The 12,593-nt window shown below is 59.2% G+C and carries 22 protein-coding genes; 16 read left to right on the top strand and 6 right to left on the bottom strand.

The features are described 5' to 3' along the window. Positions 1-159: 159 nt before the first annotated feature. The 3 genes from PMO31116_RS23270 to PMO31116_RS23835 all read right to left on the bottom strand — a co-directional run bounded on the left by PMO31116_RS23270 (position 160) and on the right by PMO31116_RS23835 (position 1,697). A complete protein-coding gene (locus PMO31116_RS23270) occupies positions 160-1,074 on the bottom strand; it encodes a ParB/RepB/Spo0J family partition protein (RefSeq protein ID WP_150568777.1) in 915 nt (304 codons plus the stop codon). Further along, complete coding sequence (locus PMO31116_RS23265) at positions 1,071-1,424, bottom strand: hypothetical protein (protein WP_150568776.1); 354 nt, start codon at positions 1,422-1,424, stop codon at positions 1,071-1,073. Before PMO31116_RS23265 ends, PMO31116_RS23270 begins: the two co-directional genes overlap by 4 nt. A 123-nt stretch (positions 1,425-1,547) precedes the next feature. Beyond that, on the bottom strand, positions 1,548-1,697 hold the full coding sequence (locus PMO31116_RS23835; protein WP_023595569.1) for a hypothetical protein: 150 nt from the start codon (positions 1,695-1,697) through the stop codon (positions 1,548-1,550). 617 nt (positions 1,698-2,314) lie between these two features. Between PMO31116_RS23835 and PMO31116_RS23260 the strand changes: the two genes are divergently transcribed. Beyond that, the gene (locus tag PMO31116_RS23260) at positions 2,315-2,656 is read left to right on the top strand and encodes a DUF6572 domain-containing protein (protein ID WP_150568775.1); all 342 of its coding nucleotides are present in this window, start codon (positions 2,315-2,317) and stop codon (positions 2,654-2,656) included. 67 nt (positions 2,657-2,723) lie between these two features. On the opposite strand, the gene PMO31116_RS23255 is transcribed toward PMO31116_RS23260, so the two are convergent. Together PMO31116_RS23255 and PMO31116_RS23250 are read right to left on the bottom strand one after the other, a co-directional pair. Continuing rightward, a complete protein-coding gene (locus PMO31116_RS23255; protein ID WP_150568774.1) occupies positions 2,724-3,047 on the bottom strand; it encodes an Acb2/Tad1 domain-containing protein in 324 nt (107 codons plus the stop codon). Between the two features lie 770 nt (positions 3,048-3,817). After that, positions 3,818-4,189, bottom strand: coding sequence for a helix-turn-helix domain-containing protein (locus PMO31116_RS23250; protein WP_150568773.1), 372 nt, complete (start codon positions 4,187-4,189; stop codon positions 3,818-3,820). A gap of 147 nt (positions 4,190-4,336) precedes the next feature. Between PMO31116_RS23250 and PMO31116_RS23245 the strand changes: the two genes are divergently transcribed. After that, positions 4,337-4,579, top strand: coding sequence for a transcriptional regulator (locus PMO31116_RS23245; RefSeq protein WP_150568772.1), 243 nt, complete (start codon positions 4,337-4,339; stop codon positions 4,577-4,579). A gap of 117 nt (positions 4,580-4,696) precedes the next feature. Here the strand turns inward: PMO31116_RS23245 and PMO31116_RS23240 are convergent, their stop codons facing one another. Continuing rightward, the gene (locus PMO31116_RS23240) at positions 4,697-4,918 is read right to left on the bottom strand and encodes a hypothetical protein (RefSeq protein WP_150568771.1); all 222 of its coding nucleotides are present in this window, start codon (positions 4,916-4,918) and stop codon (positions 4,697-4,699) included. Between the two features lie 141 nt (positions 4,919-5,059). Between PMO31116_RS23240 and PMO31116_RS23235 the strand changes: the two genes are divergently transcribed. From PMO31116_RS23235 to PMO31116_RS23165, 14 genes are all read left to right on the top strand, one after another. Next, positions 5,060-5,503: a phage regulatory CII family protein gene (locus PMO31116_RS23235; RefSeq protein ID WP_023595576.1), complete on the top strand. Its 444-nt coding sequence runs from the start codon at positions 5,060-5,062 to the stop codon at positions 5,501-5,503. A gap of 192 nt (positions 5,504-5,695) precedes the next feature. Further along, complete coding sequence (locus tag PMO31116_RS23225; RefSeq protein ID WP_023595578.1) at positions 5,696-5,959, top strand: helix-turn-helix domain-containing protein; 264 nt, start codon at positions 5,696-5,698, stop codon at positions 5,957-5,959. After that, complete coding sequence (locus tag PMO31116_RS23220; RefSeq protein WP_150568769.1) at positions 5,956-6,756, top strand: helix-turn-helix domain-containing protein; 801 nt, start codon at positions 5,956-5,958, stop codon at positions 6,754-6,756. Before PMO31116_RS23225 ends, PMO31116_RS23220 begins: the two co-directional genes overlap by 4 nt. Further along, positions 6,753-7,409: a DUF6475 domain-containing protein gene (locus tag PMO31116_RS23215; RefSeq protein WP_150568768.1), complete on the top strand. Its 657-nt coding sequence runs from the start codon at positions 6,753-6,755 to the stop codon at positions 7,407-7,409. The genes PMO31116_RS23220 and PMO31116_RS23215 overlap by 4 nt, the downstream gene beginning before the upstream one ends. 199 nt (positions 7,410-7,608) lie before the next feature. After that, complete coding sequence (locus PMO31116_RS23205) at positions 7,609-7,914, top strand: hypothetical protein (protein WP_174971755.1); 306 nt, start codon at positions 7,609-7,611, stop codon at positions 7,912-7,914. Further along, entirely contained in the window at positions 7,911-8,261 is a 351-nt protein-coding gene (locus PMO31116_RS23200; protein ID WP_150568765.1) for a hypothetical protein, read from the top strand. Before PMO31116_RS23205 ends, PMO31116_RS23200 begins: the two co-directional genes overlap by 4 nt. Continuing rightward, positions 8,258-8,611, top strand: a complete 354-nt coding sequence (locus tag PMO31116_RS23195) for a hypothetical protein (RefSeq protein WP_231113276.1) — start codon at positions 8,258-8,260, stop codon at positions 8,609-8,611. The genes PMO31116_RS23200 and PMO31116_RS23195 overlap by 4 nt, the downstream gene beginning before the upstream one ends. A 65-nt stretch (positions 8,612-8,676) precedes the next feature. Continuing rightward, positions 8,677-9,072 (top strand): hypothetical protein, encoded by a 396-nt coding sequence (locus PMO31116_RS23190; protein ID WP_150568764.1) that lies wholly within the window; start codon positions 8,677-8,679, stop codon positions 9,070-9,072. Further along, positions 9,072-9,500, top strand: coding sequence for a nuclease domain-containing protein (locus PMO31116_RS23185; protein WP_246185453.1), 429 nt, complete (start codon positions 9,072-9,074; stop codon positions 9,498-9,500). The genes PMO31116_RS23190 and PMO31116_RS23185 overlap by 1 nt, the downstream gene beginning before the upstream one ends. Next, a complete protein-coding gene (locus PMO31116_RS23180; RefSeq protein ID WP_063599439.1) occupies positions 9,493-9,873 on the top strand; it encodes a terminase gpP N-terminus-related DNA-binding protein in 381 nt (126 codons plus the stop codon). The genes PMO31116_RS23185 and PMO31116_RS23180 overlap by 8 nt, the downstream gene beginning before the upstream one ends. A 175-nt stretch (positions 9,874-10,048) precedes the next feature. Further along, positions 10,049-10,225, top strand: a complete 177-nt coding sequence (locus PMO31116_RS23830) for a hypothetical protein (protein WP_174971760.1) — start codon at positions 10,049-10,051, stop codon at positions 10,223-10,225. After that, entirely contained in the window at positions 10,225-10,599 is a 375-nt protein-coding gene (locus PMO31116_RS24500; protein WP_150568763.1) for an HNH endonuclease, read from the top strand. Before PMO31116_RS23830 ends, PMO31116_RS24500 begins: the two co-directional genes overlap by 1 nt. A 79-nt stretch (positions 10,600-10,678) precedes the next feature. Beyond that, positions 10,679-11,095 carry a P27 family phage terminase small subunit gene (locus tag PMO31116_RS23170; protein WP_025249588.1) on the top strand — a complete coding sequence of 139 codons (417 nt, stop codon included), beginning with the start codon at positions 10,679-10,681 and terminating at the stop codon, positions 11,093-11,095. Further along, positions 11,088-12,593, top strand: a 1,506-nt coding sequence (locus tag PMO31116_RS23165) for a terminase large subunit (RefSeq protein ID WP_150568762.1), incomplete at its 3' end; no start/stop codon positions are given. The genes PMO31116_RS23170 and PMO31116_RS23165, both read left to right, overlap by 8 nt.

The raw sequence follows: 12,593 nt of genomic DNA, 5'->3' as shown, positions 1-12,593 counted from the left end.
CTGGTATCGCGACGCCCATTTTCGGCGACGTCCGCGTCGTGGCCACGTGGCTTCTTGATCCACCAGCGCTGCATGTACCCCTTGAGGTCAAAGTATGGCGTGCGCTGTGCGCGCGCAATAATGGCGTCGACGATGAACGCCGGCACAGGAATGCGCATTTCAGTTTCCTTCGGAGTGGGATTGGGGCGCCGTGGTAACGCCGAGTTCGGCGTGAGCGGCGAGCAGTTCGCGCAAGGCAAGCGAACTCACGGTGACAGGAAAGTCACTTTCGCTGGTGGATAGCGCTGTGATAGTTCCTGGGCCGAGAGAGGTCACGAAGGAGTCGACCCGCGATACGAAGGCGGTCACCGCCTTACGGGGCGGCGCTTTTGATCGGACCGAACTAGTCGTGACTTTCGTCTTTCCGCCGACGGCGGCTTTCTCCAACTCTCCTGCGAGGAAGGCCCCGGCCTGTTCGCCGTGCATTCGCACCGCCTCTGCCGCGACGGACGCTGCTGCCTTGCCGGCGAACACGAGACGATGAACGTCTGAGTTAGCCCCAGCCAGCAGGAGCATCTTTCCAACCCATTGAGGCGAGACGCGGTTAGCCTCGGCGATGCGAGCGTTGTCCCAGCCGAAGCGGTTCAATCGCTGATATCCGAACGCCTGTTCGAGCGGATGCAGATGCCGGCCGCGGGCACTCGACAGAATGCGAAGCGTGCGATCGGCATCGTTTCCGTCGAACGCTTCAATCCGCACCATCAACTCGCCAGTCTTGTCGCGAAGCGGAGCGCCCGCCTTGTCGGCGCGGCCGATGGCCGCATGCCTGCGGTGCCCGTCGACAAGCCAGACGCCACCATCGGCGCGGGGCCGAACTTCGAGCGCCGGGTACTGGCCGCACGCCATGATGTGGCGGAATAGGCTTTCGTCATCTTCTTTGGCAGCTTCCAGTGCCTCGCCTTCCAGAAGATCGAGCGAGGCGCGCAGGTTGAAGCCAGGTTCGACGTGGATATCCTCATAGCGGATCTTCATCGCATCCGCGCGCCGGATTTCCTTGTCATTGATCTTCTGTTTGAAGGACGGGACAGCGGTCATTTCATTCCTCGTTCGCGGTCGACGGCGGTACGGATGTGTTCTCGGAATCCCCTGGAAGGGTGTCCGCCGTATGGGTAGTGAGATTCGATGTGTTCCCAGCGCGCGGCATTCTCTTCAACGTTGCTGCGGCGCTGGGCGTCGGTCTTGATGTAGAAGGCGAGGGCGGCGAGCAGGGTGGGCGCATGCGCTTCGAGTGCGGTGAGCAGTGCCTGCCGCGATTCGATTTCTTCGTGGTGCCGTGATGAGCCGGGCAGGGTGGGGCGCGTTCTGTGAGTTCGCCGCCTATTCACAAGTGGCCGCAGTGCCTCCCAAGCCCGTTTCGCTGCCGCCCTGTTTGGCGAATTGCTCATACGCCGGACTGCAACCTCGCATAGAGGCAGGAGAGGAACAGCACGCCCCAGATAGCCCAAGCTGCCACCTTGTGCCGACGAATCCACCGGTCGGCGCCGTTGACGGTCGAAACAAGGAATCGATCAAGCATGCGCAGGCCTCACAACGATGCGGCGCGCCTCTGCCCCAAACTGTTCGGCGGCGGCCTGCTCGAGCTCGAAGGATGAGCGTGCGATACCACTGCCGCGATAGCGGCCACCGGCCGTATAGACCGTCACGATGAAGTGCTTCATGGGAGTCCTTTAGTGCTGGGCCAGAATCAGCTTCAATCCAGAGCCGGTTCGGGATTTATGGTTTGCTATGATTGAGCTACTGGGGCTGTGAATCCCAGTTGTGGCGATCACAAGCCGCTAATGGTCCACGGCTGTGCGGGCGCTTAGGTGCCGCCGACCGTAACGGGCGTTGGCTACCCAATCTCCGTGGATCGAATCTGCAATGCGCCTCGCAAGGGGTAACGCTTTGTGGATGCGGGGACCGATTCTAGACACGCGAACCGCAAGTGCCTGGCACGGCACTCTAAACGCCGACCCTTAAACAGTTGGCAGGCCTGCCAGCAACAACAGGGCTACTGCCATGTTCGAGCTGACATTGAAGGTCAAGGTGAGCTACAAGCAACTCCGAAGCATTGCAACGTGGTTGCTCATGTTCTTCTTGCACTAAGCATCAACCCGGCACCGAAAGGTGTCGGGCCCCTCCTTAGAACATTTCCCCTCAAGAGAGCAGACCCGAGATCCTGATCAGATCGGGGGAAGTGAGATACGGGCTTTATGACGACGCCGCGCCGCCGTCGGATCTGCTCACTTGAAGGTGCTATGCTCGCTAAAAATTAAAATTACGAGGGGGCATACGTATGGCGGTAGCGGACAGCACATCGATCGATGCAATTGGTCTATGCAAGGACACGGGCTCAGTCATTCTCACGATCCTAGATTCGCTGCCGTGGGATCAAACACACCTGAAACTGCTCGAAGAAAAGCTGAACGCCTATCTTGGCTTTGTTGAGTCGGGTGAAATCTACTCGGTGTACCCCGATGCGAAGGGGCGGCGAATCAGCATCAGCCTAGTGGCGAGATTTAGGCCCAACGCGGATGCTGAATCGTTTATCGAGCACGCTAGATCTGTTGCGGCAATGTATGGGGCGGAACTGGTTCAGATTTCCTCGGGTGCTGGATACGCTGACGACCCCGCCTAGGGCCGCACTCTGGCGGCCGTCACGCCTGCATCATCGGGGGCGTTCCCTCGCCGGGGAGGTGTAGGGATCAGACGGCCGGCTGCGCGACGGCGCGAACGAGCGCCATGATTCCGGTTTGAATATCGGTTTTGCCGATGGCGGCCCAGCGCTGCGGCTCTGCCGCGATAAATCGACGCAGCTCTACGCACTCGTCGCTCGCTTCGTCTTCCGGTGCGAGCTTCGACTGCTTCGCCGCATACGACTTGGCCTCTGCCATCGTCGACAGATAGCCGGCCAGTTCGGCCTGCAACTGTAACAACTCGGCGCCCTTTGCTTTGATGCGGTTCATTAGGTCGATTTCCTCGGCACACAGTTCGCGATAGCCGGTGATCTTGCGATGCTGGTTTTCCATTTGAAGCCTCCTTGTGTATATGGCGCGGCTCTCGGAAGAAAGCCGCCTCAAATACATCATGTGGATGCAGAGCCCCGTGCTACTCCCGGCTGAGCCGGCTCACGGCGGCGCTGCATCTCTTCAATCCAAGCGACGTTCTATAGCTGCACGAAGCAGCCAGGCGGCGCTTGGATAGCCTCCGGTCTTGTATCTCAGGGGTAGAGGGTTCCGCCCTGCGCCTAGCCGCGCCCGCGAAGAGCGGACGCCATCGGCGTGTTCTATCGGTAACTGAGTTTTTAAGGAGCGCCCCGACCTGCGGGCGGGCAGCGATGTGCGCTGCGTTGGGTCTATAATAGCGACGCTATTTATCGGATGCAATAGCTAAGCTATTATTTCTTTCGGAAATTTGTAACAGGGCCTTTTCTGGCTTGCTGTTACGAGCAGGTTGATATGTTGGGATGCTTAAGGCTAAACTACTGTTTAAATATACAGTAGTCTTAACAAAAAACTCGAAGAGGGCCTAGCTGTGACAAATGGTGGTGCGTCCCAACTCCGCTGCAAGCCAGGAGATCTAGCGCGGATCAAGAAGGCATGGAACGAGCTACTCGAAGGTCGGCTGGTTTTCATTCGTCGCGCTTACTCGTCGACGGAATGGCTCGTGTATTTGCTGGATGGCCCGGCGTTTGGTGTGAGTGAGGACCGGTGCCACTTGGTTGTGGCGCGAGCTATGATCGCTGATGACTGGGCTCTGGAACCTATCGGGGGTGTGCGGGACGATGAACGTGAGGAAGTTAAGGGTTCATCCGAGCGACAGGTTCGCCTTCCTCTGGGAGCATCCGAAGAATCATCTTGAAGGTCGTTTCCGGCTCGCCGGCGTTATCTGCTTTCCGAACCGCGTCGATGACCTTTAATGCCGCCTCACTGAGGCCATGATCCGTACTACCGCGAACTTTTGCATAGGCCCGCTCGATCTCAGCCGCAAGTCTAGGACTGAACGCTGGAATCGTGACGCCTAGACCAGTGGCAAATGCGGTCGCCGCACTGATATTCAGCGGTCTGTGGCCGTTCAGGTATTGCCAGACCATGCCCTGGGATCCGATCTCATAGCGCGCCCCGAACTCTGCCTGCGAAAGCTTACTTTTCTCGGCAAACAGTTTCGACAATGCAGCCGCTTCCTCTCCAACCCAGGAGGGGACTTCCTTCTGTTTCCGTGTGCGTGATTCAGCCATTTCTGGAGTGTAGCAACGCTATTAGATGGCTCAACTAGCCATGCTATTGACTTGTCTCAATAGCGTAGCTAGTATTTGCTCATGGATCTCTCAAACTATCTCGCGTCGAAAAAGATCACTCAGGCCTCATTCGCCGTTCGGTTGGGCGTGAGCCAAGGGTTGGTCTACCAATGGCTTACGGGGCGCCGCCCCATTGCAATCGACAAGTGCGTTGCGATCGAGCGCGTCACCGACGGCGAAGTAGGGCGCAGAGATTTGCGGCCTGCTGACTGGTACCTAATCTGGCCGGAGCTGGCCGGCGGCGCTACTGGAGAGAGCAAATGAAACGACTGTACGCGCGGTTCGTGTTGTGGCTGATCCTGCCGGCGCTCAAGCGCGCGCTCGAACCCGAGGGGCTGATTTGGTCCGAGTTCGAGCGCGGTGGTCCGGGTGGAGAGCAAATCAATGGACTGGTGGAGGTTGCTTCGATATCAATTCCAGTCCCCCCTGAAGCGCGTCGATCAATTGACGTGCCGAATCGACGGTAAGCGAGTAGGAACGGCCTTCGTGTTCGTTGCCGTTGAAGAAAAAGTACGTTTCCAGCGTCAGTCGACCGCCTTCTGAGTCCAGCCCAACTGCCGCTTTGATCATCGGATAGAAAGTCTTCGCCTTTTGATCGCCCATGAGTACCCCGATGGATGTTGTGTTGTACGAAGTGATGAGCGGCCAGCATAGCACCGTCGGGGAACTCACCCGATTTCGCAGTTTTCATGAGGCCATCGTAGTGGCCCGAGCAGCAAATAAAAACGTTCGAGGAGTTCAACGATGAACATCAAAGACGCGGCATACGCCACGGTTCACGACTACAAGGGCGGTAGCGAGGCGTTGGCCCCTCGGATGGGGATGTCCGCCGCTGTATTGCGCAACAAGGTCAATCCCAACAACGAGACGCATCACCTGACGCTCGCGGAGGCCGTTTCGGCTGCCGCGATGGCGGGCGACTATCGCATGCTCCGCGCCTGGGCGCATCAAGAGGGCTTCCTCCTGATCAAGGCGCCGAACAGCAAGCGGGCCGAGAGCGACATGTCGGTGCTGGAGCAGATGGTCGGCTTCATGGTTGCGAGCGGCGTCTACGGCCAAGAAATCCATGAGGCGCTTGCAGACGGTCGAGTGACGAAGGACGAGCTTCGCGACGTTCGCGAGGCCGGCACTGGTGTCATGACGGCTGTTGCCGAGATTAACCAGCGGTTGGAGGGCATGGCCGAATGAGTGAAATCGCCGTGAGCGTTTCAGTTTCCGTCGATCAGTCCGCGGTCGATGCTGCCACTTCTCAATTCGAGGCCGATGTCCTGAAGTCGGTACGCGTGACCGTTGGTCGGACGGTGCCTTCCGTATGCATCGGCTGTGGTGCCGTGCGTCAGTCCAACGGCGAGATGCCGTGCGATCACTGAGGAGCCGCCCATGAGCTTTCACAGAGTCAATCAAGCGTGGGGCGTCGAGCTGCGCCACACCGAGAAGATCGTGCTGTTGGCGTTGAGCCACCACGCGGTCATGTCGACGGGCGAATCGTCGCCGAAAATCAGCCGCCTGGCGCGTGACTGCGGTATGTCGGAATCGGCTGTGCGCGACTCAATCAAGGCGCTGGAGGCGGCCGGCTACATCGAGGCCAATCCGATTCGCCGTGGCTTGACGCTGTTCCGGGTGAAAGTCGGGGCGTCGGAATGAGCCTTGACGCAATCACCTGGGCACGCCACCAAAAGGTGGGGAAAGGCCCAACAAAATCGGTTCTGATGGCGCTCGCAGACTTCGCCAGCGAAGACTTCGTATCGTTCCCGAGCATCGACACCCTCATCGCTTGGACCGAGCAGGATCGCAAGACCGTCTTGGCCAACATCGATCGCTTGAAGGATGCCGGGTGGATTACGGACACGGGCGAGCGCACTGGACGCACCAGGCAGATCGTCGTGTACCAAATCAACGTCGAGCGAGGCGTTGAGGTAAAGGTTGGCCCTCGCAGCCAAAGCAACCCGAAAACGGAACGGTTCCAAAAACGGAACGGTTCCGAAAACGGAACAGTACCGAATCCCCCCTCAAACAGTCCCAATTCCGACTCGAAACAGTCCCAAATTTCACCGGAAACAGTCCCAAATTCGGTACCCGTAACAGTAGTTAACAGTAATGAACAGGGAAGGAACAGTGGTGCGCGCGGAACGCGCTTACCCGACAACTGGATTCTCACCAAAGCGCTGGGCGATTGGGCACTGCAAGAGCAGCCGACCTGGACCGCCGACCACGTTCGTCGGGTAGCGGACAAGTTCCGTGACTACTGGACTGCGAAATCCGGACAGCAAGGGCGGAAGACCGACTGGGACGCAACGTGGCGCAATTGGGTCCGCAACGAGAAGCCGCTGACGGGGGGCGGCGCTGGAGCGGGTTTGAACAAGCAGGAGCTGCTTGAGCAACGAAACCGAGAGATCGCCGCTGCACAGGCCGCTCGGATCATGGCAGGGGAGAACGCATGAAACCGACCGATTCCGTCGAGTTCTTTTCGCTCATCAGCAACGTCTATGCCTTTTACCGCCAGGACTATTCGGACTTCGTTGGGCAGGTCTGGTGGGGCGCAATGAAGGCTTTCGATCTCGGAGCGGTGCGCGATGCGCTGGGGCGCCATGCCGCGAACCCCGATGCTGGGCAGTTTCTTCCGAAGCCCGCCGACGTTGTGAAGATGCTCGAAGGCTCGACGCAGGATGCCGCCTTGCTGGCCTGGCACAAGGTCGACAAGGCCGTGCGTGAGGTCGGCACGTACTCGTCGGTCGCCTTCGATGACGCGCTGACGCATCGAGTTGTCTTCGAAATGGGCGGTTGGATCTCGCTGGGTACGAAGGACGAATCCGAATGGCCGTTCGTGAAAAACGAGTTTGTGAATCGATACCGCGGCTACCGAGGCCGTAGCCAAGTGCCCGAGTATCCACCGGTCTTGATCGGGATCGCCGAAACAACCAATACGCGCGCTGGCTTCCAGTCACAGGGGACGGTGCTCATTGGCAATGCCGAATTGGCCCGTGCCGTGATGTCTGGTGGCAGCGACACACCACTGGTGGGCTACACGCGCACGACGGTCTCCGAGCTGCTGCCGTATGCCGGCATGCCTGAGCCGGCGAGGCTGATCGCTTGAAGCAAGCAGAGTGCTGGCGGCGCTTCGACGATGCCGCACGGGCGGCGCTGGCGGGACATGGGAACGCGGCGAGGGCGCTTGTTGAGAGGGTGAGGCGGCGCTTCGGTAATGAGGCGGCGGAGAGGCAGGACAAGGAATTGCGGGCATACATCGAACACATCCGGAGGAAGGGAAAGTGAACCCTAAGCGGGAAAGCCAGTTGGAACTGCTGTTTGCGTTTCATTGCCGGGCACGGAAGGTTCCTGAACCGGTGCGGGAACACCGATTTGCCCCTCCGCGGATGTGGCGCTTCGACTTTGCTTGGCCGGACAGGATGATAGCCGCGGAAGTCGAGGGCGGCATCTGGACGGGAGGGCGTCACACGCGTGGAAGCGGGTTCCAGGCGGACGCGGAGAAGTACAACACCGCGTCGCTCGCAGGATGGAGGGTGTTTCGATTCACAGGGGCGATGGTCTCGAATGGGACTGCAATCGAGACGATTCAGAAGGCGCTGGAGGTGGCATGAAAAACGTGATTCTGGACGGCATGGACAAGGGCGAGTGGTACGGCCGCCAGGCGCTGGCCGATATATGTGGAGTCTCGCGCAACCTGGTGAATCGGTTGGTGGTCGAGCTCGTCAACGAAGGTCTTCTCGTAATCCGGCAGGAATCCCGCGGGCTCGAATTCGGGCTCGCCGTCACGCGGTCGACAGCCACCGTACAGGTGGCGGCACCGGTTCAACGCGCGAAGGTCGCACCGCGTGCGGCAAGGCCAAGCACCGCCACCGGTCCTTACCGCCCGAAGTGGAAGCCGATGAAGGCTTATGACAACTACGCCAACTCCCACAAACAGCTCTGCGAGGAAATGCGATGAAAGAAGGGAAACTGATGGGAACTCGGACATTCATCGTTGGCAGCGCCGGTGGCGGGGGTGAGAGCGCTCGCCCCACGGCTACCGGACTCCTGGTCAGGGCGAGGGAGCATATGGACGCACGCGCGTCGCAATACGACAAGCCCGAAGGTGAACGCAGCATGGGCAAGGCAGTTGAAGCGTTCAACGCGATCACGGGCCGCGATTTGAGCGAGCCCGAGGGATGGCTGCTGTTGCAGGTGCTGAAGGACGTCCGGCTGTTCCAGCGCCCCGGCTATCACGCGGACAGCGCAGAGGACTGCATCGCTTACGCCGCGCTCAAGGGCGAAGCAAAGGCCCGGGAAGTGAAGTGAGTCGGAACAAGAAGCCGCGTAAGCACTACTCACCTCGCCCTTGTGGAAGTGGCGTGCCGTTGGTAATGCGCGCCGCAATCGCTCGCGAGCCCGTTACCGACGAGCATGCGGGTGAACTTGAAATGGTGGTGCTGAGCGCGTTCGACGCCGTGGTGGTTCACGGGCTCGGCACGCGCAGGGAGTGGGATTGCCTGGCACGCGCACTCAATCACTCGTGGGTGCTCGCATCGAACGGCATCGGGTCTGAGGCCACCCCAGTGCTTCAGCAGGCGAAAGAGGCAATGCGGCGGGCTCGTGTTCGGTTCGGTTGGGCGGGACGCATTGGATTCGATGGCGATGGAAATCGAGCGCTCAGGGCGGCGCTGGACCTGTGGGGTAAGCAACTTCGCATGTGCACGGTCGGGGAAGTCGACGCGGCAACACGTGCGATTGAACGGCACTACTGGAGCGTGCCCGCCTGATGCAGCGCAAGAAGCCCATGAAACGCACCGGATTCAAGCGTAAGGCGCCGGCGGCGCTCAGCCCGTTCAGCGGCGCGGCGGCGTTGAAGGGCACGACGTTCAAGCGCAAGGCACCTAAGAAGCGGGTGGGAGACGATCGGGATGCGCTCGATGCGTGCAGGGGACAGCCATGCTACCTGGGAATTCCGGGAGTCTGCTGCGGCAACTGGGAAACGGTAGTGCCGGCTCATCGCAACGAAGGAAAAGGGATGGGGCTCAAGACCCCAGACAGATTAACGGTGCCAGCGTGCTTCACGTGCCACACCGAGTATGACCAGGGCAACAAATTGACACGAGACGAGAAGCGAGGACTCTTCAATGCAGCATACGACCGATGGGCGCCATACCGCGACCGACTGCTTGGGCTGGAGGCCGAAGGAAATGACTGACCAACAACTGCATGTTCTCTGCCTGCAATACGGGCAGTGGTGCCGCACGCGCCGCTACTTTGCGCCGCCTGTGCCTGGCAGTCTTCTCGGGCAGTTCCAGAAGGCTCGCCAATGGGTCGGTGAGGAGCCGGACGCCGATCTCATTCAGGATATGCCGTACTTCAACATGGCCGTGCATGGTCTGGCCGAGCAGGAGCCAGAAGAGGCGATCTGCTTCACCTTGTTCTATCACCATGGCTTTCGCCCCGTGAAGCAGCTCGCGGCCTGCATGGGCATCAGCCGAAAAACGTTCTACAACCGGATGAACCGATACGCCGAGCGGGCGTTGAAGATGAGTCTCGTGCTGAAGCGCGCTCAACTGCAAAGTGTGTAAGAAAACCTACACAAAATAGATCTACACACTATCGGCATTTTTTGTATGATTTCTGAAAGGCTGGAGTTCGTGCAGCCAGAGCCCGCAAGGTGAAAGCCAAGCGGGCTTTTTCGTTTCTCGCTGTCTCCTCGACGTGTGATCTTTGCCCGCTTCGGCGGGCTCTTTCTATTCCGCTATGCCGCATTCTCTCGAAGCCAAAATCGAAGCACTCATTGATGCGCTGTCGGAGCATGCGCGAAGCAACTTCGCATTGGCTGAAAGCGTGTCCGCGCTGACGAATGCAATGACCGAGGGCGCAGAGCCCGACGTGCATGACGAAGCTGCTCCGAATTACGGTGGTCTCGCAGGGTAATGCCGACGCGACCGTCGAGGCATAGACCCGCGTCACCGCCCACGCCTAGGCACGAACTGCCCGAACCGAACAGGCAGGCCACACGTGAGATGAACACGGGGTCAGCGCCATGGCGAGCTATACGTGAACAAGTGTTGAGGCGTGATGGCTATCGGTGTCAATCGTGTGGTGCGCTCGTTGCGGGAAAGTACGAGGCGCACGTTGACCACGTCGACGGCAATAGCCACAACAATCCACCCGATGGAAGCAACTGGCAGACGCTCTGCAGGCCATGCCACTCGGCCAAGACCTCGAAAGAGGATGGTGGATTTGGAAATTTCAAATCAAACGAGAATCGTTCGCGTTTGATGGGTGGGGGGAGGTCAAAACCTTGAATCGTTTTGCCCTCAGCACGGGCGCGTAGTAATTTTTTCGCACCGTCAAAATTCCAAAATGGTTTTTCAAGGATGGTAAATGGCACGAGGACGGAAGCCGACGGCTCCGCACCTCAAGGTATTGGCCGGGACGGATCGGCCTGATCGGGAGGTGCCGGATGCACCTTCATTTGATCTCATCGAAAGTTTCCCGGAACCGCCGATGCATCTGAATCCCGATGGGATGGAGATGTGGAATCGGCTTGGCCCGCAGCTGGTGAAGGCCGCGGTACTGCAAGTCGTTGACTTGTATGCGCTTGAGCAGCTCTGTTTCTCCTGGCAGCAGTTCAGGCAGAAGGCAAAAGCGGGGATGGGGCTGACGGCATCTGAAGACCAGGCGCTAAAAGCCCTCTTTTCCGAGTTCGGCATGACTCCTGCTGCACGGCGTAAGGTTTCCAGCGCTGGCGAGAAGCCGACGGGCAACAAATTTGCGACGAACGGCCGGCGCAGTGCGTGATTACGTAAAGATTGCCACCGACTATGCCAAGGAGGCGGTCGCCGACAAGAAGCGGAAGAAGTTCGGGAAACTGATTCGCCAAGCCGCGCAACGATTTCTCGACGATCTGAAGCGGGCTAAGAAGAAGGGCAACCCATTCATTTTCGACGACTGGCACGCATGCGACGCATGCGATTTCATAGAGAAGCTGCCGCACGTTGAAGGCAAGTGGGAAACGCCGGACATCGTTCTGCATGCCTCCCACGTGTTCTTTGTCGTGCAGTTGTTCGGATTTCGGAACCGAGAAGGCGGTCGGCGCTTCACTTCTGCGCTTTTCGCTGTCGCGCGGAAGAATGCGAAATCAACTTTAGCTGCGGCGATTCTGCTGTACTGCCAATGCTGTGAAGATGAGCCGGGCGCGCAGGTGATCAGCGCTGCGACGACATTTCCCCAGGCGTCAATCATCTTCGGCGTCGCGAAGAAGATGGTCGAGAAGACCAGTGATCTACGCGCTGCGTTCGGGTTGGAAGTCTGGGCGAAGTCGATTTCGCGAGAAGAGACGCTTGGCAGCTTTAAGCCGATCCACGCAAAGGCATCTACGCAAGACGGCTTGAACCCGTCGCATGTGGGACTCGATGAGATTCATGCTCACAAGTCCGCCGACCTACTGAATGTTCTTACGTCGGCAGCGGGTGCGCGTAGCAATCCGCTATGGCTTTATACGACGACAGAGGGATACACCAATCCCGGCCCATGGGCCGAGATACGGCAGTTCGCAAAGAAGCTTCTTGCTGGCGTCTTCGGCACCACGGCCGACCACTTCCTTGTCGTCTTCTACGCGGTTGACGAAGAGGATAAGGATGCTGGCATAAAAGCCGATGAGGACTTCGATGAGCATGTCTGGATCAAGGCAAATCCTCTGCTCGATGCGAACCCGCACCTGCTAAATGCGATACGGAAAGAGGCGATCGAGGCGAGGCAAATGCCCTCGAAACACGCCGAGTTCAAGATCAAACGCCTGAATCGGCCCGCGAGTTCTGCCGATGCTTGGATTGATTTAGGCCGCTGGGGGAAGTGCTCAGCTCCGGTGGATCTGGACGCACTGGTCGGTGTGCCTTGCTGGGGCGGTCTCGATCTTGCCAGCACGAGCGACTTGACCGTTCTCCGGCTGGTCTGGCGGGTGGGCGATGTGTTCCTAACCTGGGGGCGACGCTGGGTACCAGCTCATGCGGTATCGCAACGAACTGAGCGCGGAACCGTCCCGTACCAGGCGTGGGTCGCCGCCGGCCTCATTGAGCAAACCGACGGTGATGTCACCGACTACGCAGTGATCGAGGCGGCCGTGCTTGACGCGGTTGCGCGATTCAACGTGCAGAACATCGGCTACGACAGATGGAACGCGTCGGACCTGGTCAACCGCCTGGTGGAGAAGGACGTGCCTTTGGTCGAGTTTGTTCAAGGGCCGAAGTCGTATCACCCGGCGATGCAGGCTTTGGAGCGCGCTTACATCGGTGGGAAC

The organism is Pandoraea morbifera, assembly GCF_902459575.1.
Taxonomy (GTDB): domain Bacteria; phylum Pseudomonadota; class Gammaproteobacteria; order Burkholderiales; family Burkholderiaceae; genus Pandoraea; species Pandoraea morbifera.
Note: the sequence above shows the minus strand (reverse complement) of the source record. Positions and strands in the feature narration are given on the sequence as shown.